This window comes from Streptomyces griseus, from assembly GCF_001715295.1.
GTDB classification, from domain to species: Bacteria; Actinomycetota; Actinomycetes; order Streptomycetales; family Streptomycetaceae; genus Streptomyces; species Streptomyces griseus_G.
The window spans coordinates 295543-314391 of record NZ_MDKB01000005.1; the positions used below are offsets into that span (position 1 = coordinate 295543).

The following is an 18849-nucleotide window of genomic DNA, read 5'->3' on the forward strand; positions in this document are numbered from 1 at the left end:
GGAGACCACCATGGCAGGCAACGTGACGGTAGGACTCAACGGAACGCCGGAGAGCCTCGCAGCCGTGAGATGGGCTGCGCGGGAGGCCGCTCTCCGGCAGCTGCCCCTGCGGATCGTGCATGTCCGGGAGTGGCCCTTCACGCCGGAGGTCCCCGTACCCACCGAGCGGACGGACGAGGACGAGGACACGCTCGCGGAGGCGGCCCGGCTGGCGGAACTGGACCAGCCGGGCCTGGCCGTGACCACGGACAACCTGTCGGGGCACCGCCCCACCCAGGTGCTCATGGCCGAGGTCGACGCGCCGGGGCGGGTGGATCTGCTGGTGCTCGGTTCGCGCGGGCTCAGTTTCGCCGGCTTCCTCGTCGGTTCCACGTCGTTGCCGCTCGCCGCGGCGTCCGAGCGGCCGGTCGTACTGGTCCGCCCCCTGACGCCACGGGAGGAGGAGCGGAACGCCCCCGTCGACACCGACGACGTGCTCATCGGCGTCGAACTGAAGGAGGGGTGCGACCAGGAGGTACTGGAGTTCGGTTTCACCGAGGCCGCCCTGCGGCACAGCCGCCTGCGGGTGGTGCACGCGTGGTCCCTGCCGGCGATGTACTCGTACGCACAGACCGCCGACCCGGGACTGGGGAACGAACTCGCCGGTCATGTCACGCGCGATCTGGAGCGGGCCGTCGCTCCGTGGCGGACGCGGTTTCCCGACGTGACCGTCGAGACGAAGGCCGTCGTGGGCACGCCCGGTGCCGAGCTCGTCTACGCCTCGCCCCATGCCGGGCTGCTGGTGGTGGGCCGGCGTCCGCGACGGCACCTGGCCGGTCCCCGGCTCGGGCACGTGGCGCACGCCGTCATCCATCATGCCGCCTGCCCCGTGGCGGTCGTCCCCGCGAGTGCCCCCTCGTCCGGGAAGGAACACTGATGACTCGACACCCTGAGGTGGCGGCGGTGACCGCGTGGGTCCGGGACGCCACGATGGCGCCCTCCATGCACAACGCGCAGCCCTGGCGTTTCCGGTACGCATCGGCGGTGGGGACGCTCGATCTGCGGATGGACACGGCGCGCTACATGCCGGAGACCGATCCCACCACCCGCGGCATGCACATCAGCTGCGGGGCGGCCCTGTTCAATCTCCGTGTGGCCGCCGCCCACGCCGGGTGGGCTGCGGACGTCCGCCTGCTGCCCGATCCCGCCGATGCCGAACTGCTCGCCACGGCCGTGTTCGCCGAGTCCGACGGTCTCGGCGCCACGGCCGGCCTGTACCCGGCGATCACCCGTCGGCGCAGCAGCCGTCACCCCTTCACGGACGAGGCGATCCCCGACGCCGTACTCGACCGGCTCCAGGGCGCTGCGCGGTCCGAGGGCGCGGGCATGGCCGTGCTGAGCGAGTGGCAGGTCGACGCGGTGCTCGACGTGGTGAAGGAGGCCGAGGAGGACGAATCCCTGTCCCCTGCCGTCCGGCGCGAGATCGCCCGGTGGACGGGGGGCGGCGCCGAGGTGTCCGAGGGGATCCCCGACTACGCCTTCGGGCCTGCACGGCACGACGGCCGGGCGCCGGTGAGGGACTTCGCGATGGGCCGTCCGGTCCCCGGCCGCGAGTCGGCGGTCTTCGAGCAGTCCCCCCGCCTCGTCGTGCTCGGAACCTCGGACGACCGCCCTCAGGACTGGCTGCTCGCCGGCCAGGCCCTGGAACGTCTTCTGCTCCAGGCCACCCTGGACGGACTGTCCACCTCGCTCAACTCACAGGCCATCGAACGAGCCGAACTGCGCTGGCTGTTGAGGGATCCGGTGTCTCCTTCCCTCACGGCGTTCCCCCAGATGCTGCTCAGGCTGGGATACGGCCCCCCGGTCCCGCCGACCCCGCGCCGGGCGGTGAGCGACGTGCTCGAGATCGAACAGCCTTCGCAGCCGGGCTGATACGCCGGCCGGGTGGCCCGGGCTCCCCTGTTGCGTGAACTGTCGTGCGGACGTCTGAACTGCCGTGCGGACGTCTGCCGGTGTCACGGCCGGTGTCCGTGGACGGCGGTCGGTCCGGTGTGGACGGCGGTCATGTCAGCGGGAGGTCGGTCAGTTGTCGCGCACGACGATGCGGCGGCCCGTCACCCTGCTGGGTGTCACCACGATCCAGCTGTCCCGTCGCCCGCCGGCCCACGGCGTGGCGGGACGCGGCATCGTCTCGAGCCGTCGGACCTCCTCCGGGTCGGTGACCGTGCGTGCCGGACCCACGAGCAGGACGCTCCACCCGCGGCTGAACGCCTCGTCGATGTGGTCCACCTCGAAGGCCGTCTCGTGCCCCGCCGCGTGCAGCGGGCCGGAGTCCGGCGCGGTCCGGTAGGCGATCGTCCCCTCGGTGGTGACGTAGTTGACGGGGAAGACAGCGGGCCCCCGCTCGCCGGTGACGACCACGCGGCCCACTCCGTGGCTGCCGAGCAGTCTCCAGCACTCCTCCTGGCCGAGCTCGACCAACTCGGGGTGGTAGGCGGCTCTGCCCACACCGGGAGGAAGGTCGACCGTGCCGCCGGCGAGTTCGTCCACGGTCGTCTCGAGGGCGTTGGCCAGGCGCAGCATGAAGCCCGTCCCGTGCGTGCCCGGCTGCGTCTCCACGTACTCGATGTAGCCGGGTGCGGAGCCGGTGCGGAGTGCGACGTCCGCTCTGGTCAGTCCGAGTTGCTCGCGGCGCGCGGCGACACGTCTGCCGATGTCCCCCACCGCTCCGGCCTCGGGCTCGGGGGGCTCCTTGCGTGACCTGTCGGCCATGACGGTTCACCTTCCTGGTCGGGGGGCGGTCGTGGCGGCTTCCCCACCTGGAGGGGCGGGGATCGGGAGCGGGCGCGCCGGTACGCGTTCACGCTAAGGGCTGTCCCGCGCTTCCCGGCGGATCAGCGCGCGGCGTCGGACACGGCACGTCCCGATGCGGAGGGAAGGCCGCGCACCGGACGGAGGTGGACGGTCCGGCGACGCGGCCGGAACAGCCCGGGCCGTGGACGGGGGCACCGCATCGCGTGGCAGCATTCAGTCGCCCTCGCCCTCCGGAGCGGGGCGGAGCGCGGCGCGTCCCGCCTCCAGTCGTGCGACGGGGACGCGGAAGGGCGAGCAGGACACGTAGTCCAGGCCGGCACGGTGGAAGTAGTGCACGGACCGGGGGTCTCCGCCGTGCTCTCCGCACACGCCGACCGTGAGGCCGGGCCTCGCCCTTCGGCCCTCGGACACGGCGATCTCGATCAGACGCCCCACTCCCTCACGGTCGATCGTCTCGAACGGCGAGACGTCGAAGATACCCTTGTCCAGGTAGGCGGAGAAGAACGCGGCCTCGACGTCGTCCCTGGAGAAGCCCCAGGTGGTCTGGGTCAGGTCGTTCGTCCCGAAGGAGAAGAACGCGGCGCTCCGCGCGATCCGCCCGGCGGTGAGAGCCGCCCTCGGCAGTTCGATCATCGTGCCGACCGGACAGGCCACGTTCATCCCGGCCTCGGACATCACCAGGCCCCACACCCGCTCGACCTCCTCGCGCACGAGGACGAGCTCCTCCACCGTTCCCACCAGGGGAACCATGATCTCGGGCCGTGGATCTCCGCCGGCCCGTACGCGCGCCACCACCGCCTCGGCCACGGCACGGGTCTGCATCTCCACCAGTCCGGGAACCACCAGGCCGAGCCGTACGCCACGCAGACCCAGCATGGGGTTGCTCTCGTCCATCCGGGTGACCGCCGCCAGCAGCTTCCTGTCGTACTCCCCGAGCGGCTCCCCTCGTTCCTCCCGCCGTGCGGCCTTCACCGCCACCTCCGCGCGGTCGGGCAGGAACTCGTGCAGGGGCGGGTCGAGAAGGCGAATGGTCACCGGAGCACCGTCCATCGCCTCGAATATCGCGGTGAAGTCCAGCCGCTGGTGAGGCAGCAGCGCTGCCAGCGCGGTCTCCCGTTCCCCGTCGGTCTGCGCGAGGATCATCGCTTCCACCAGGGGGCGCCTCTCCCCCAGGAACATGTGCTCGGTGCGGCACAGTCCGATGCCCTGCGCCCCGAACCGGCGGGCCCGGGCAGCTTCCTCGGGCGTGTCGGCGTTGGCCCGCACCTCCAGCCGCCGAGCGGCGTCCGCCTGCGTGAGCATCCGGTGCACATCCCGGACCACCTGCGGGGAGTCGTCGCCGGGCTCCGGTGAGCCCGACTCGAGGTGGTTCATGACGGCGGAATCCGCCAGCGGTGCCGCGCCGAGGTAGACGAAGCCCTCCGATCCGTCGACGGAGATGACCGTCCCCTCACGCACCGTGTCGCTCGCCGTCAGGAACAGGTGCTCCTCCACCGTGATGCCGTCGGCCCCGCAGACACAGACCTTTCCCATGCCGCGCGCCACCACGGCGGCGTGGCTGGTCTTTCCTCCGCGGCTCGTCAGTACCGCCTCGGCCGCCATCATGCCCGGCAGGTCGTCGGGGCTCGTCTCCTGGCGGACCAGTACCACCTTCTCGCCCTCGGCGGACCGGCGGACGGCCTCCGCGGAGTCGAACACCGCGGCTCCCACCGCGGCTCCCGGCGAGGCCGGGATGCCCCGCGCCAGCACCTCGGTGGTGGCGGACGCGGCGAACCGGGGGAACATCAGCCGGGACAGTCCCTCCCCGTCCACCCGGAGCAGCGCCTCCTCCATGGTGATCAGGCCCTCCTGTGCCAACTGCGCGGCTATGGCGAAGGCCGCGCGGGAGGTGCGCTTTCCGACGCGGGTCTGCAGGAGCCACAGCGTTCCGCGCTCGACGGTGAATTCGATGTCGCACAGATCCCGGTAGCGGGCTTCCAGCCGCCGCATGTGGTCGAGCAGCAGGGCGAAGGAGCCGGGGTCGGTCCGCTCCAGCTCCTGTACGGGCACGGCGTCCCGCACACCGGACACGACGTCCTCGCCCTGGGCGTTCGCCAGGTAGTCGCCGTAGGCCCCGGGCCGCCCGGAGGCCGGGTCACGGGTGAAGGCCACACCGCTGCCGGAGTCGGGGCCGAGGTTCCCGAACACCATCGTCTGGACGGTGACCGCCGTGCCCAGGTGGCCGGGAATGTGTTCACGGCGCCGGTAGATGCGCGCTCTGTCGCCGTTCCAGGAGGCGAAGACGGCCAGGATCGCACGACGGAGCTGTTCGGCGGGTTCCTGCGGGAACGCCTCTCCGGTGCTCTCCTCCGTCAGGTCCTTGTACTGCCGGACGAGGCTGACGAGTTCGGGTGCGTCCAGACGGGTGTCGTCGGCCGCGCCGCACTCCTCCTTGAGGCGGGCGAGGGCGTCCTCGAAAAGGGTGCCGTCGACGCCCATGACCGTGCTCCCGAACATCTGCACGAGGCGTCGATAGGAGTCCCAGGCGAACCGTTCGCTGCCGGTCGCCCGGGCGAGTCCGAGCACGGACTGATCGTTCAGCCCGATGTCGAGGATGGTCTCCATCATGCCCGGCATGGAGTACCGGGCTCCGGAGCGGACGGAGAGCAGCAGGGGGTCGGATTCCTGCCCGAGGCGCCGGCCGGCGGCCCGTTCGAGCGCCGTCAGGTGCTCGTGCACCTGACGGTCGAGTTCACCGGGCACCCGGCCCGTCTCCAGATACTCCCGGCAGGCGTCGGTGGTCACCGTGAAACCGGGGGGCACGGGCAACCCCATCCGGACCATCTCGGCCAGGTTGGCCCCCTTGCCACCGAGGAGACCGGCCATGTCCTTGCCGCCCTCGGCGAAGTCGTACACGTACCTGGTCATGGAGCGCACCCGCCGTCTCTCGAGGTGGTCACGGCCGCCGCCGGACATCCGCGCGTGCCGGTCATCCGTGCGGCACGACCGCCACCGGCGCCGCCGTGTGGTGCAGTACGGAGTGGACGACCGGACCTACATGGCCGCCCAGACGTGAGGCACGTTGCCGCAGGCCCACGACGACCAGTCGCGCTCCGGGCGACGAGTCGACCAGGATCTGCGCCGGATGCCCCTGGACGCACTCACGGCTCACGCGCACCCCCGGATGGGCCGCGGTCCACGGTGTCAGTGCCGCGTCCATCTCCTTCCGTCGTGCCTCCGCCGTCTCCTGCATGAGCACGGGCACCACATCGGTCGTACCCGGCCCGTACATCGGTGGCAGGGACCAGCTGTGGACCGCGCGCAGTCCGCATCCGTACCGCTCGGCGGCGGCGAAGGCGAAAGCCAGGTGGTCCTCCCGGCCCGTCCCCGGAAGGTCCAGCCCCACGATCACGTCACCGGCCGAGGGCGGCGGGGCGGAGCCGTCCGGGGCTCCGGCCCGGACGAGGACGAGGGGACAGCGCACCCGGGCCAGCACCGCCAGGGAGACGGAGCCGACGACGAACCCCTTGACGCTGCCGAGTCCGCGGGAACCGAGGACCAGGATCTCCGAACGGTCCCCGACCGCCCTGAGCTCCTCCACGGGCGCGCCGGCCTTCTGCTCCGTCTCGATCCGCAGCTCCGGATGGTCGCGGCGCAACTGCCCGGCCGCCTCGTGCAGCAGCCCTTCGGCCGAGCGCCGCCTCGTCTCGAGGTCGGCGTAGTGGGCCGCAGAGGGGTCGTCGTCCCTCCACACGTGTACGAGGCGGAGGGGGCAGCCGCGGATCAGGGCCTCGCCGGCTGCCCAGTCTGCAGCCGCGAGACCCTCGCGGGATCCGTCGATTCCGGCCGTGACGGTGCGGGACATGGTGCGCTCCTCACGAGAACGGTTCCTTCCTCAGGGTGTACCGGACCCGGCGGCCCCCGGAAGGGGCCGGAAGGGCACAGGCACGGACCGGTCGGCCCCGGACGGCCTGCGCACACCGGCCCGGTGTCCGGTCCGGCGTGCGCCGCCGGGTCGCCCGCGCGGCGTGCTCCCGGCCGCCCCGGCAGGACGGAGCCCGCCTGACTGGCGCGGCCCTCCGGGCGCGGGCACTGTGGTCGAGCGGGGTCCCGAGCGAACGGTGAGGCGGTCATGGACAGCAACAGGGAAACCACCCCTCGTGTCGTGGTGGGTGTCGACGGCTCCGAAGCGTCCCGGGAGGCGCTGCGCTGGGCGGTGCGCCACGCCGAGCTGACCGGCGCTGCGGTGGAAGCGGTGTGCGCCTGGGACACCCCGTCCGAGATCGGGTGGGCCGGGCCGGCCACGGAAACCGGTTTCGACCTGGAGCGCGCCCGACTGCGCTACGCCGAGGGGATCCGCGAGGTGTTCGGCGACAACGAGCCCGCCCGGCTGCGCCGGATGCTGGTCCAGGGTGATCCCTCCGAAGTCCTGGTGAGGGCGTCGGAGGGAGCGGACCTGCTCGTGGTCGGAAACAGGGGGCGCGGCGGCTTCGCCCGGGCCATGCTGGGCTCCGTCAGCCAGCGATGTGCTCAGCACGCCAAGTGCCCCGTGGTCGTGGTACGGGCCAGGCCCACGGAGCACCGCTGACGCCGCCGCGGCCGGACCACGGGCGTCATCCGGACCCGGGGGTCATGGTGCCGCCGTGGCGGTGGGCTCCGGTCCGGTGAGGTGGCACTGCACGTCCACCACGCCCTCCACCGCCCTCGCCAGCCGTTCGGCGACGGGGATCAGGGTGGCGTCGCGCACGTCCCCCGTGAGGGACACGCGGCCCTCGGTCACCTCGACGCGGATGCCCCGGTGCGAGACGGGGAAGAGCCGCTGAACGACTTCCTGCCGCACTTCTCCGGCAAGGTCCTCGTCGGTCCGCAGGAACACCTTCAGCAGGTCGGCCCGGCTCACGATGCCCTTGAGAATGCCGTGCTCGTCGACGACCGGTAGCCGCTTGAGCGTGTGCTGCGCCATGAGGCGGGCGGCTTCGGGAAGAGTGGCGTCCACGGGGACGGTGACGGCGGGGGACGACATCAGATCCCGCGCGGTGACGGCTCCGGCCTTGGCGTAATCCGCCAGGCGCTGTTTCTGGCCGATCATGGTCGAGTCCTGGCCCCGCAGTTCCTCCTTCACCAGGAGATCGGCCTCGGACACCACCCCCACCACCCGGCCCTCACCCTCCAGCACGGGCACGGCGGTGACCTGCCACTGTTCGATGGTGGTCACGATCTCCTTGAAGAGTGCGTCGAGACCGACCGCGACGACCGTCCGGGTCATCACGTCATCCACCCGGTGGGGCGACCGGTGACTCATGGCCCTGTCCCTTCCGGTGCGCTCGGACCGCTGCGCGGGACGACGGCCACGGGGCAGGCTGAATGGTGCAGGACGGTGTGAGCGACCCTGCCGAGCTGCATGCCCATCCGGCTGTGCCGCCGCTGTGCTCCGACGACCAGCAGGTCGGCCACCGCGGATCGTTTGAGGAGTACCTTGCGCGCGGGCCCCTCCGCGGTGACCCGCCGCACCCGTACCCCGGGGTGGGCGGACACCGCCGCGGCCAGAGCCTCGTCGAGCAGGGCGGACGCCTTCTCCTCGTGACGATGTGCGGGTTCGCCGGCCAGGAGCGGATGGTCGGCCGTCTCGTGGGACGGACAGCGCCACGCGTGCACCACGTCCAGCCCGCACCCCCGCAGCCGAGCCTCCTCGAAGGCGAACCGCACGGCCTCGGAGTCGATGTCGTCCTCCCCGACGCCGAGCAGAATCCGTTCGTGCGCCCTTTCCAGGCCGGCCTTGTCGCCCCGCACGACGACGGCGGGGCAGCGGGCCCTCGCCGCGACGGCGAAACCGACCGAACCCAGGAGCATCCCGGTGAACTCGCCCCGCCCACGGGAGCCGGTCACCAGTGCGAACGCGTCGTCGCCTTCTCTGAGCAGCGCGTCGACGGCGTCCTCATGAGGTACCTCCGTCGTCACGTGCACCTCCGGCGTGCGCAGGCGGATGCGTTCCTGGATGGAGCCGACGATGTTCTCGGCCATCACCTGCCCGTCCGGACGGGACAGCCGGGTCGCGAGCGCTGCTCCCTCGTAGCGCTGCCACAGAGCGGCGTACACCACGCGCAGGGGCAGACCGTGGAGCAGCGCTTCGTCCGCAGCCCACTCGGCGGCGGCGATGCTGGGCTCACTCCCGTCCACACCGACAACCAGGGGAGGAAAAGCCATGGTCCTCATCGTCCTTTCCGGGCACGGTGTCCGCTTTCACCACCGTCCCACCGGTGTCGCGCCCGTCCCAGGGCCGACCGGACCCCTCCGGTGCCCGGTCGGCCTCGTACCGGAGGCCGGACGGCGGTTGCGACCGCCCCGCTCGCCGCTGACGGACCGCCCCCGGCGACACCGCCGGCCAGGGCGCAGCCGCGACGGCGTCCGGATCCGCGCGCGTTGCCCGGCGTGCCGCCCGACCGGTGGAGGGCGCCGAGGGCCGCCTTGGCGGTCATCTCCCGGGCGCGGCATCGGGAGGGTCACCTGCGGTGCGGGGACGGGCGCCTTCCGAGGCCAGCGGCACGGACCAGGTCAGCCGCGTGCCACCGCCCTCGGGGACTTCCCTCTCCAGGGTTCCCCCAGCCGCCCGGGCACGCTCCTCGATGTTGTGCAGCCCGCTGAACACCGCGCCTACCGGGATGCCCACACCGTCGTCGGTGACCGTCAGCGTGAGCCGGTCAGGGGTGACGGACAGATGTACGTCGACCCGGTCCGCCCGCGCGTGACGTGCGGTGTTGCTCAGCGCCTCGGCCAGTACGGCCACCGCGTGGTCGGCCGTGGCCGCCGGGACGCGGGTGTCGGCGAGCCCCTCGACCCGCAGCGCGGGCGCGAAGCCCAGGGGGGCGGCGGACGCTTCGGCCGTCTGCGCGAAGCGGGTGCGCAGACCCTGCGGGCCCGCATCGGCGGTGTCGTGGGCGCGGAGGCCGAAGATGGTCGACCTGATGATCTTGATGGTGGTGTCCAGGTCGTCCACCGCCCTGCGGAGCCGCTGCTCCGCCTGCGGATGGGTCACGAACCGCTGTGCGCTCTGGAGCGTCATGCCGGTGGCGAACAGCCTCTGGATCGCCAGGTCGTGCAGATCCCGGGCTATGCGGTCCCGTTCCTCCAGCAGCACCGTACGCTCCGCTTCCCTCCGGCGTTCGGCCAGTTCCATGGCCAGCGAGGCCTGACGGGCGAACGCCCGCAGGGGCTGGGCCTCGTCGGAGGAGAACGTGCTGCCCCCCTTCTTCCTGGTGAGCAGCAGGACGCCTCGCGCGACGTCCCCCGAGCCGACGGGGACCGCCACGGCGGGCCCGTATCCACACCACCGCGCGTCCTGCGCGCTTCGCGGATCGTTCTCGATGTCGGGGCTTTCGGAGAGCCCGGCGTGCGTGAAGGCGGAGCCGAGATACCCCCCGTGCCTGGGCACGATCGCCCCGTGATGCCGTTCCGCCCCGTCGCCGGTCGCCAGGGCGACACGCAGCTTGCCGGACCCCTCCACGGGTACCGCGATCATGCCCAGGTCCGCGGAGACGTTGGCACGGGCGCGTTCGAGGATCAGGGCGAGCACCTCGGCGCGAGGGCTGCCGGACAGCAGACTGTTCGTGACCTCGGTGCCCGCTGCCAGCCAGCGGCCACGGCGACGGGACTCCTCGTAGAGTCGTGACTTCTCGATGGCGATGCCCGCGGCCCCGGCCAGGGTCACCAGAACGGACTCGTCCTCCGCGTCGAACTCGGCAGCGCCGCGCTTCTCCGTGAGATAGAGGGTGCCGAAGAGGTGTCCCCGCACCCGGACGGGGACACCCACGAGGGAACCCGTCCGGGAACGACCCGGTGACGTACCGTGCGCCGCCGCGTGTCCGGACAGCTCGGCGGTCCGAGGCGGCCCGGAGCGGCGTATCAGATCCTCCAGGGGCCCGAGTCGCGCGGGGAGGGTGCCGGTGGGGGGCTCCTGCTCGTCGCGCGCACCCACCGTTATGAACTCCGAGAGCCGGTGATCCTCGCCGACCACGGCGAGAGCGCCGTACCGGGCGTCCACGAGCGCGGTGGCCTCCTCGACCGTGCGCCGCAGCACCCGGGAGAGTTCGAGTTCGCGGTCGACGGACAGAACCGCCTCGAGGAGACCGCGGACCCGGTCCCGGGAGCCGGGCGTGCGGGGCCTGCTCGGCAGCTCGTACGTCCTCGGCTCGGCCCCCGTATCGCCTTCGCTCACGAGAGACACCCTTCTGTCACGGCGCGCACAGGCCTGCCTCCACGGTATGGCCGCCGTCGGCGGCCCGCTCGTCCCGGCGGCCGGGCCCCGCGCCCCACGCGCCGAGCCGGAAGGACGGGGTGGGGGGATACTGCCCCTGTAAGCGGTCACACCTGGTGTGTGGCGGTGCCTCGATCGGAACAGGGGCGGCGATGACTGAGACAGCCCTCAGCACTGCTACCGGGAAGGGGCCCACCCGGGTCTTCGTACTGGACGATCACGAGGTCGTCCGCTGCGGTCTCCGGGACCTGCTGGACGCCGAACCGGACCTCACGGTGGTGGGGGAGGCGGAATCCGCGGAACAGGCCCTGGCGCGTGGCCCGGCGTTGCGGCCCGACGTCGCCGTCCTCGACGTCCGGCTGCGGGACGGTGACGGGATCACCGTCTGCAGGGAGCTGCGTGCGCGCATGCCGGGGCTTGCCTGCCTCATGCTGACCTCGTTCGACGAGGAGGAGGCCCTGCTCGACTCCATCATGGCGGGAGCGGCGGGCTATGTGCTCAAGGAGGTCAAGGGCGCCGACCTCGTGGCAGCGGTGCGGACGGTGGCCACCGGGCAGTCGATGCTGGACCCGGCGACCACGGCCCGGCTCATGCACTCGCTGCGTGTGCCCGGTCCGGCGCCCTCCCAGGGGGACGGCGAGCTGGCCCTGCTGTCCGATCGGGAGCGGGCCGTACTGGACCTCGTGGGCGAGGGTTTCACGAACCGGCAGATCAGCAAGAAGCTCTATCTCTCCGAGAAGACGGTCAAGAACCACATCTCCCGTGTCCTGGCGAAGCTGGGAGTGGAGCGCCGGGTCCAGGCGGCGGTCATCGCAACCCAGGCGCACGACCGGCAGCAGCCGGGCCGCTGACGCCCGCGACCGCGCAGGGTCGGTCCCCGCGGCGGGCGCGGGGCGTCAGGTGGGCAGCGACACCACGTCGTGCGTGGGCTCCCCGAGGACCACCTTCAGGGCACCTGTGCCGGCGGCGCGCGAGAAGGTGTCGTACGCCTCCTCCATCTGCGACAGGGCGAAGCGGTGGGTGACCATCGCGGACGCGGCCGGCAGCCGCCCGGCCGCCATCATCTCCAGCAGCAACGGCGTCGAGAAGGTGTCGACCAGCCCGGTCGTGATGGTCACGTCCTTCGACCAGAGGCTCTCGAGATGGAGTGCCGCCGGGGCGCCGTGCACCCCTACGTTCGCGACCCGGCCGCCCGGCCGGACCATCCGCGTGCACTGCTCGAAGGCCTCCGGGACACCGACCGCCTCGACCACGACGTCCGCGCCCAGACCACCGGTGAGGTCGGCGACCAGCGTCTCGGGGTCCTCGTCCGCGCCGACGGTCACGTCCGCGCCGACGCCTCGCGCCGCCTCCAGCCGCTGCGGCGCGAAGTCGACGGCGATCACCCTGCGCGGGGTGTACAGGCAGGCCGTCGCGACGGTGGCGAGCCCGATGGGCCCCGCCCCGACCACGGCCACCGTGTCCCCCGGCCCCACGCGCCCGTTCAGTACACCCACCTCGTACGCCGTCGGGAGGATGTCCGCCAGCAGGACGGCGTCCTCGCTGGTCACCGCGTTGGGCAGTGGGTGGACGGAGAGGTCGGCGAACGGCACCCGGACGTATTCGGCCTGGGTGCCGTCGATGGTGTGGCCCAGGATCCAGCCTCCGCCCCCGAGGCACTGGCCCTGGCGGTTCTCGCGGCAGAACCGGCAGCGGCCACAGGCCGTGATGCATGAGATCAGCACGCGGTCGCCGGGCCGGACGGTCCGTACGTCGCCTCCCGTCTCGACGACTTCGCCCACCGCCTCGTGCCCGAGAACGGTGCCCGGCCGCACCTCGGGTACGTCTCCCTTGAGGATGTGCAGGTCCGTTCCGCAGATCGTGACGGCATCGACGCGGATCACCGCGTCGCCCGCCTCCTGGATGCCGGGGTCCGGGACGTCCTGCCAGGACTTCTGCCCCTTGCCGTGGAAGACCAGTGCCTTCATGACGCGTCCTCTCCGGTGTCCGAGTGCCTGGCACCAGAGTCGCAAGGTGCGAACCGTGGCGCTTGGGCCGTTCGGTATCCGACCGGGGACTCGATGGCCCTCCGACGCGTCCGGCCAGGGCGCCGTCGCGCGGCACCGGTCCCGCGCCGGTCCGAGGTGCCGGTACGTTCCGCACGGCACGGGGCCGCCGCGGCGCCCGGCCCTCCGGTGTCACACGGGGGCGTCCGTGAGGGACGCGAGAGCGGCGTCGAGGCGACGGGTGGCTTCCTCGGCGACGGGTGCCAGCGCGTCGAGCCCGGTGAGCGTGACCATGGTCCCGGGGTCGAGGGCCTGCACGACGGTCCGGTCACCCTCGGCGCGGACGACGACGTTGCAGGGCAGCAGCAGGCCGATGGAACGGTCGGCGTCCAGTGCCCGGCGGGCCAGGGGCGGATTGCAGGCGCCGAGGATCAGGTACGGCTCCATGTCGTGGTCGAGCTTGGCCTTGAGGGTCGCCCGCACGTCGATCTCGGTCAGGACCCCGAATCCCTGGTCGGCCAGGGCCTGCCGGACGGCCGGCTGCGCCCGCTCGAACGGTACCCCCAGAATCACGGTGCGGTCGTACGGCACGGTCTCCCACCTCATCTCTCCCACGGCCCGCGTCGGCGGGCGCGCTACGCACGTGGCGGCTGCCACCAGGGAAATATGCCCCGGGGGCACGTGGGCTGCCGTGACCGACGCGCCCCGGGGCCGTGAAGTGCACTCCCCCTTCGAGGCGGTCGGCGAGCTCGGCTCCCGCACGGCGTGATGATCCCCGGGCCTGGTGGTCCCGCCGAGCGCCGGGGCCGCCGGGCCGCTCGCCGTGGCGCGGTGGGAGCTTCGCCGTCGAGCGCGGCCGGCTCCGTGTTCCCTCAGGAGTCCTGAGCCCTCACGAGCCGTAGTGGTGGAATCCCCGTGTCCGCCATTCGCGGCCGTCGGGCAGGACGGCCAGCGCCTCGTAGCCGTCGAGTGCTTCGATCCATTCCCGCGCGCCGTCGCCTCGGGCGAACGCGGCGGTGGCGTAGGTGTCGGTGGGTGTCAGCCGGGGTCCGACGAGGGTGAGCGAGGCGAAGGGGGCGGTGGGGGTGCCGGTGTGCGGGTCGATGATGTGGGCCCCGCGTTCGGCGGTGCCGGAGGTGGCGACGGCCAGGCCGTCGGCGGCGGTGACGACGGTGACCAGTGCGCCGGGGCGCAGGGGGTGGGCGATACCGATGCGCCATGGGGTGCCCGGGCCCGGCCGGCCGCGGAGCTGCAGGTCACCACCGCCGTTGACGCAGGTGTCGAACGCGCCCGCCTCGTGGAGGATCCGGGACGCGGCCTCGGTGGCCCAGCCCTTGACGAGCCCGGAGGGATCCAGGCTTCCCGCGGGGGCGGCACTGAACCAGCCGTCGCTGTCACGGGTGGCCCGTGCGCACAGCGACAGCACTTCCCCGACCTCCGGGGGACAGTCCTTGAGGCGGATCTCGCCGCGGCCGAGGCGGCTGATGTGGCTGTCGTGCCGGTAGGTGGAGAAGACGGCGTCGACGTGGTGAAGGTGCCGCACCGCCTCGGCGAGGGCGTGGCGGACGGCGGGGGTGGGCCGGTCGCGGATGTCGAAGGAGAAGACGGTGCCCATGACGTGCTCGACGTGGCGCAGTCCGGATCCGGTGTCAGACATGGGCCTGGTCCAGGGCGCTCTGCAGGGACTGCATGTAGCCCTGGCTGGTGTAGCTCGCTCCGGAGACGGCGTCGATGTGCGCGTTCTGGGCCGCCAGCGCCTCCTGGGTGAGGCGGGGCAGGGCGTACGAGGCGATCTCCCGGTCGCGGCCGTTCTGGTCAGGGGCCTGGAGGACCCTGACGTCGGTGATCTTCCCCTTGACCAGGGTGGCGGCCACCTGCACCGTCCCGTACTCGGTGTCGACGGGACTCCCGGTGAACGTGCCCGTCCCGGCGGAGGACCCCGGCGCGGTGCCCGCGGAGTGCGACGCCGCGGGGGGACGGGGAGCCTCCGCGAGGGAGGCGAGGTGGTGGGGTTTGAGGGCGAGCAGGGCGAGGACCAGGGCGCTGGCCCCGGTGGTGGTGATGACAGCTCGGCGCATGGGGGTACTCCTCAGAACGCGAACGACTCGTGGTGGATACGCCGTGCCGGGACCCCGGCGTCGCGCAGGGCGGTGATCGCGGCCCGCGTCATGCCGGACGGCCCGCAGAGGTAGACGTCGTGCGCGGCCAGGTCCGGCACGAGGGCGCTCAGCGCCTGGGCGGTGAGGGGGGAGGAGTAACCGGCCGGCTCGTCGACGACGTAGTGCACGGTGGCACGCCGCCGGGCGGCTATCGCGTCGATCTCACCGCGCAGCGCGAGGTCGTCGGCGCGGCGCGCCCGGTAGACGAGGGTGACCTGGCCGGGCAGCGTCTCGAACAGGGCGCGCAGGGGCGTGATGCCGACTCCGCCGGCCAGCAGGAGCACCTTGGGGGCGGTACGCCGGTTCGCGGTGAACCCACCGTAGGGGCCCTCGGCCCACACCCTGGTGCCGGGTTTCAGGCGGGCGAGTGCCGTGCTGTGGCCGCCGGCCGCCTTCACCGTGATGCGCAGGTGCCCGGGCCGGGCGGGGGCGGACAGGGAGTAGGGGTTGGCGGTCCACCACAGGCCGCGGGCCAGGAAACGCCAGCGCAGGAACTGTCCCGGCTCACCTCCCAGATCTTCCAGGTGCTCGCCGGTGAGGTGGACGGAGACCACGCCCGGCGCCTCGGGATGGACCGCGGTGACGCGGAGGCGGTGGCGCAGGCCGCGCCGGACGGGTACGGCGAACCGGTACCAGGCCACCAGCGCCGCGACGCCGAGGTACAGCGTGTACCAGGCCGCCTGCGCGGGACGGTTGCCGACGAAGTCGGCTCCGTTGGAGAGCTGGTGCCCGAAGGCGAGGAAGACCGCGAGGTAGGTGGCGAAGTGCAGGTAGTGCCAGGTCTCGTAACTCATCCTGCGGCGGGCCGCGCGGGCGGAGAGGATGCCGGTGGCCAGGAACAGCAGGAAGCCGGCCGTGCCCTTGAGGAGGTCGGGGTAGTGCAGGACGAGCGTGGAGGTCTGGCTCACCACGTTCGTGTGCGAGGTCAGCGAGTAGCCCCAGATGATCAGCAGGGTGTGGGCGAGCGCGAGGGATACGGTGCAGCGGCCGCCCCAGGCGTGCCAGCGGGCGAGACGGTCGGTCCCGACGGTGTGGTCCAGGAGCGGGACGCGGGCCATCAGGGCCAGCAGGATCGCGCAGGCGTAGCCGGCCAGGAGACCGGTGATGCGTCCCGCTCCGGTGAGCCAGCCCGCCGGGCCGACCACCGAGGCCGTGTCGCTCCACCAGAGGGCCAGTACTCCGGCGGCACCACCCCAGATCACCAGCTGGGCCACGAGGGGCACGGCGTTGCGGCGGGGGCGCCGGTGGCGCACGCTCCGGCCTGCGTCCGCGGTGGTGGTGTACGTGCTGGTCATAGGACTCCTCCGGATGGGGGCTCACTTCCGGTGACGAGCGGCCAGCCTCACAGTCCCGCCTCTGAGTACCCTCTGAAAGTCGCTCCGCGGGGCGGTCCGAGAGCGGATTCAGAGGAAACTCAGAGACGTGGCTCGCACGGCCCGGACCCGCGCCGGGGGATGCTGGAGGAACCATGGACGAGTCACCTGCGCCCTCATCTCTGCACCGCCCCGACGGAGAACCCGTGCGGGTCCTGGTCGTGGACGACGAACCCGACGTCACCGATGTCCTGTCCGGAGTCATGGGCGGCGAGGGGTGGCGGGTCCGCACGGCCGCCGACGGTGCGACCGCGCTCGCCGAGGCCCGTGACTTCCGGCCGGACGCCGTGGTCCTGGACTGGATGCTGCCCGACCTCGACGGCCTGCAGGTCCTGCGTGCCCTGCGGCGTGAGGCACCCGGCGTGTGCGTGCTGTTCCTGACCGCACGCGACGCGGTCGAGGACCGGGTGGCGGGCATCACCGCGGGCGGCGACGACTACGTCGTCAAGCCCTACAGTCTGGAGGAGGTCCTGGCCCGGCTGCGCGGACTGCTCCGGCGGGCCGGCATGACGGCGGAGCCGGGCGCGAACTGGCTCACCGTCGGTGACCTCGCCATGGACGAGGAGGCCAGGGAGGTCCGGCGCGGCGGAGTCACCGTCGAGCTGTCCCGTACCGAGTTCGAACTTCTGCGGTTCCTGATGCGCAATCCGCGCCGTGTCCTGTCCAAGGAGCAGATCCTCGACCGGGTCTGGGCGTACGACTTCGGTGGCCGCGCCCACGTGGTCGAGCTCTACATCAGCTATCTGCGCAAGAAGATCGACGCCGGACGGAACCCGATGATCCACACGGTGCGCGGTGTCGGTTACGTCCTCAAGCCGGACACCCCGTGAGGCGGCCGCCACCCCGCACCCTTCGTGGCCAGCTCACCGCGGGACTCGTCACCCTGCTCGCCCTGGCCTGTGTCGCCGTCGGCATCAGCACGGCCCTCGCGCTTCGCGGCTTCCTCATGGGACGCCTGGACGAACAGCTCGCCGCCTCCGGCGGCCGGTTCGCCGCGAGCCTGGAGCACGAGAGCGAGCGCGATGCCGACAACAGCTCCGACACCCGGGGCCAGGCCGAGTCGACCTTCGGCGCCCGGCTGCTGAACGGCGTCGTCACCCAGGCCGCCGTCGTCGACGACGCCGCGGACCGCCCCGTTCGTCTCACCTCCGAGGACCGGCACGCGCTGGCCGGAGTGCCGGTGGACGGGAACGGGTACAGCATCCACCTCTCCCGTCTGGGGACGTACCGCGTCTCGGCTGTCCGGGGCGACGACCGGGACACCCTGATCACCGGCCTGCCCCTGCACCCGGTGGAAGAGACGGTCCACCGGCTCGCGGCGGTCGAGGCGGCGCTGTTCGGCGCGGCCCTCGTGGCCACGGGCTTCGCCGGGGCCCTCTGGGTCAGGGTCTCCCTGCGCCCGCTCCGCAGAGTCGCCGCCCGGGCCACCGAGGTGGCCGGCCTGCCGCTCGCCAGCGGGGAGATCGCCATGCCCGGGCCGCTGCCGGACACCGACCCCCGCACCGAGGTCGGCCAGGTCGGCGCCGCCCTCAACCACATGCTCGGCCACGTCGAGAACGCCCTCACGAGCCGCCAGGCCAGCGAGGAACGGCTGCGGCACTTCGCCGCGGACGCCAGCCACGAACTGCGCACCCCCGTCGCCAACATCCGCGGCCACGCCGAACTCGCCCTGCGCCGGCACGGCCCCGTCCCCGCCGCCGTGCGCCACGCGCTGGAACGCATCGACGGCGAGTCACGGCGCATGACCCGCCTCGTCGACGACCTGCTGCTCCTCGCCCGCCTGGACGCCGGGCGCCCCCTGGAGCACGAGCCGGTGGACCTGACCCTGCTGATCCTGAACGCGACGGACGACGCACGGGCGGCGGGCCCCCGGCACCACTGGCTTCTCGACCTGCCCCGGGAACCCGTCACGGTGACCGGCGACGCGCACCGCCTCCAGCAGGCCGTCGGGAACCTCCTCGCCAACGCCCGCACCCACACCCCGCCCGGCACCGACGTCACCGTCGCCCTGACGACCGACCGGACCGGCGTGACCGTGGAGGTGAGCGACAACGGCCCCGGTATCCCCGAGGAGATCCTCCCCGAGGTCTTCGGCCGCTTCGTGCGTGCCGACCACGCCCGCTCCCGCGCCACCGGCAGCACGGGGCTCGGCCTGGCCATCGTCCACGCCGTCGTCACCGCCCACGGGGGGACGGCGACCGTCACGAGCAGCCCCGGACGGACGGCTTTCCGCCTCACCCTCCCCCGCTGACACCGTCGGTGTCCGCTCCTGCGTGCCGTGCGCGCCGAGTGCGGTCCGCCCTGGCGCC

At 72.6% G+C, this 18849-nt stretch carries 17 protein-coding genes; 6 read left to right on the plus strand and 11 right to left on the minus strand.

All coding sequences use genetic code 11. The annotated features are described in order from the left end of the window. Positions 1-10: 10 nt before the first annotated feature. Both BA175_RS26105 and BA175_RS26110 read left to right on the plus strand, forming a co-directional pair. Entirely contained in the window at positions 11-916 is a 906-nt protein-coding gene (locus BA175_RS26105) for a universal stress protein (protein WP_069173967.1), read from the plus strand. After that, the gene (locus BA175_RS26110; protein ID WP_069173968.1) at positions 916-1911 is read left to right on the plus strand and encodes an Acg family FMN-binding oxidoreductase; all 996 of its coding nucleotides are present in this window, start codon (positions 916-918) and stop codon (positions 1909-1911) included. Before BA175_RS26105 ends, BA175_RS26110 begins: the two co-directional genes overlap by 1 nt. 150 nt (positions 1912-2061) lie before the next feature. Here the strand turns inward: BA175_RS26110 and BA175_RS26115 are convergent, their stop codons facing one another. The 3 genes from BA175_RS26115 to BA175_RS26125 all read right to left on the minus strand — a co-directional run bounded on the left by BA175_RS26115 (position 2062) and on the right by BA175_RS26125 (position 6637). After that, positions 2062-2751 carry a helix-turn-helix domain-containing protein gene (locus BA175_RS26115; protein ID WP_069173969.1) on the minus strand — a complete coding sequence of 230 codons (690 nt, stop codon included), beginning with the start codon at positions 2749-2751 and terminating at the stop codon, positions 2062-2064. A 255-nt stretch (positions 2752-3006) separates the two neighbouring features. Beyond that, positions 3007-5700, minus strand: a complete 2694-nt coding sequence (ppdK, locus tag BA175_RS26120) for a pyruvate, phosphate dikinase (protein WP_069174278.1) — start codon at positions 5698-5700, stop codon at positions 3007-3009. 61 nt (positions 5701-5761) lie between these two features. Then, positions 5762-6637 (minus strand): universal stress protein, encoded by an 876-nt coding sequence (locus BA175_RS26125; RefSeq protein ID WP_069173970.1) that lies wholly within the window; start codon positions 6635-6637, stop codon positions 5762-5764. Between the two features lie 267 nt (positions 6638-6904). On the opposite strand from BA175_RS26125, the gene BA175_RS26130 reads away from it, so the two are divergent. After that, positions 6905-7360 carry a universal stress protein gene (locus BA175_RS26130; protein ID WP_069173971.1) on the plus strand — a complete coding sequence of 152 codons (456 nt, stop codon included), beginning with the start codon at positions 6905-6907 and terminating at the stop codon, positions 7358-7360. 42 nt (positions 7361-7402) lie between these two features. Here BA175_RS26130 and BA175_RS26135 read toward each other — a convergent pair whose 3' ends face one another. The 3 genes from BA175_RS26135 to BA175_RS26145 form a co-directional block, all read right to left on the minus strand. Next, the gene (locus BA175_RS26135) at positions 7403-8074 is read right to left on the minus strand and encodes a CBS domain-containing protein (RefSeq protein ID WP_069173972.1); all 672 of its coding nucleotides are present in this window, start codon (positions 8072-8074) and stop codon (positions 7403-7405) included. Further along, entirely contained in the window at positions 8071-8985 is a 915-nt protein-coding gene (locus BA175_RS26140) for a universal stress protein (RefSeq protein ID WP_069173973.1), read from the minus strand. The genes BA175_RS26135 and BA175_RS26140 overlap by 4 nt, the downstream gene beginning before the upstream one ends. Before the next feature lie 259 nt (positions 8986-9244). Next, the gene (locus BA175_RS26145; protein WP_069173974.1) at positions 9245-10984 is read right to left on the minus strand and encodes a GAF domain-containing sensor histidine kinase; all 1740 of its coding nucleotides are present in this window, start codon (positions 10982-10984) and stop codon (positions 9245-9247) included. A gap of 191 nt (positions 10985-11175) precedes the next feature. On the opposite strand from BA175_RS26145, the gene BA175_RS26150 reads away from it, so the two are divergent. After that, positions 11176-11874 (plus strand): response regulator, encoded by a 699-nt coding sequence (locus BA175_RS26150; protein WP_069173975.1) that lies wholly within the window; start codon positions 11176-11178, stop codon positions 11872-11874. A 45-nt stretch (positions 11875-11919) separates the two neighbouring features. Here the strand turns inward: BA175_RS26150 and BA175_RS26155 are convergent, their stop codons facing one another. The 5 genes from BA175_RS26155 to BA175_RS26175 form a co-directional block, all read right to left on the minus strand. Next, positions 11920-12990 (minus strand): alcohol dehydrogenase catalytic domain-containing protein, encoded by a 1071-nt coding sequence (locus BA175_RS26155; RefSeq protein ID WP_069173976.1) that lies wholly within the window; start codon positions 12988-12990, stop codon positions 11920-11922. A 210-nt stretch (positions 12991-13200) separates the two neighbouring features. Next, entirely contained in the window at positions 13201-13599 is a 399-nt protein-coding gene (locus BA175_RS26160; protein ID WP_069173977.1) for a DUF302 domain-containing protein, read from the minus strand. 298 nt (positions 13600-13897) lie between these two features. Further along, positions 13898-14665 (minus strand): FAD:protein FMN transferase, encoded by a 768-nt coding sequence (locus BA175_RS26165; protein WP_069173978.1) that lies wholly within the window; start codon positions 14663-14665, stop codon positions 13898-13900. Continuing rightward, positions 14658-15086 carry an FMN-binding protein gene (locus tag BA175_RS26170; protein ID WP_069173979.1) on the minus strand — a complete coding sequence of 143 codons (429 nt, stop codon included), beginning with the start codon at positions 15084-15086 and terminating at the stop codon, positions 14658-14660. Before BA175_RS26170 ends, BA175_RS26165 begins: the two co-directional genes overlap by 8 nt. Before the next feature lie 11 nt (positions 15087-15097). After that, positions 15098-16462 (minus strand): ferredoxin reductase family protein, encoded by a 1365-nt coding sequence (locus BA175_RS26175; protein WP_069173980.1) that lies wholly within the window; start codon positions 16460-16462, stop codon positions 15098-15100. A gap of 173 nt (positions 16463-16635) precedes the next feature. Between BA175_RS26175 and BA175_RS26180 the strand changes: the two genes are divergently transcribed. Beyond that, positions 16636-17370: a response regulator transcription factor gene (locus tag BA175_RS26180; RefSeq protein WP_069173981.1), complete on the plus strand. Its 735-nt coding sequence runs from the start codon at positions 16636-16638 to the stop codon at positions 17368-17370. Beyond that, a complete protein-coding gene (locus tag BA175_RS26185) occupies positions 17367-18791 on the plus strand; it encodes a sensor histidine kinase (protein ID WP_069173982.1) in 1425 nt (474 codons plus the stop codon). Before BA175_RS26180 ends, BA175_RS26185 begins: the two co-directional genes overlap by 4 nt. The last annotated feature ends 58 nt before the right edge of the window (positions 18792-18849 follow it).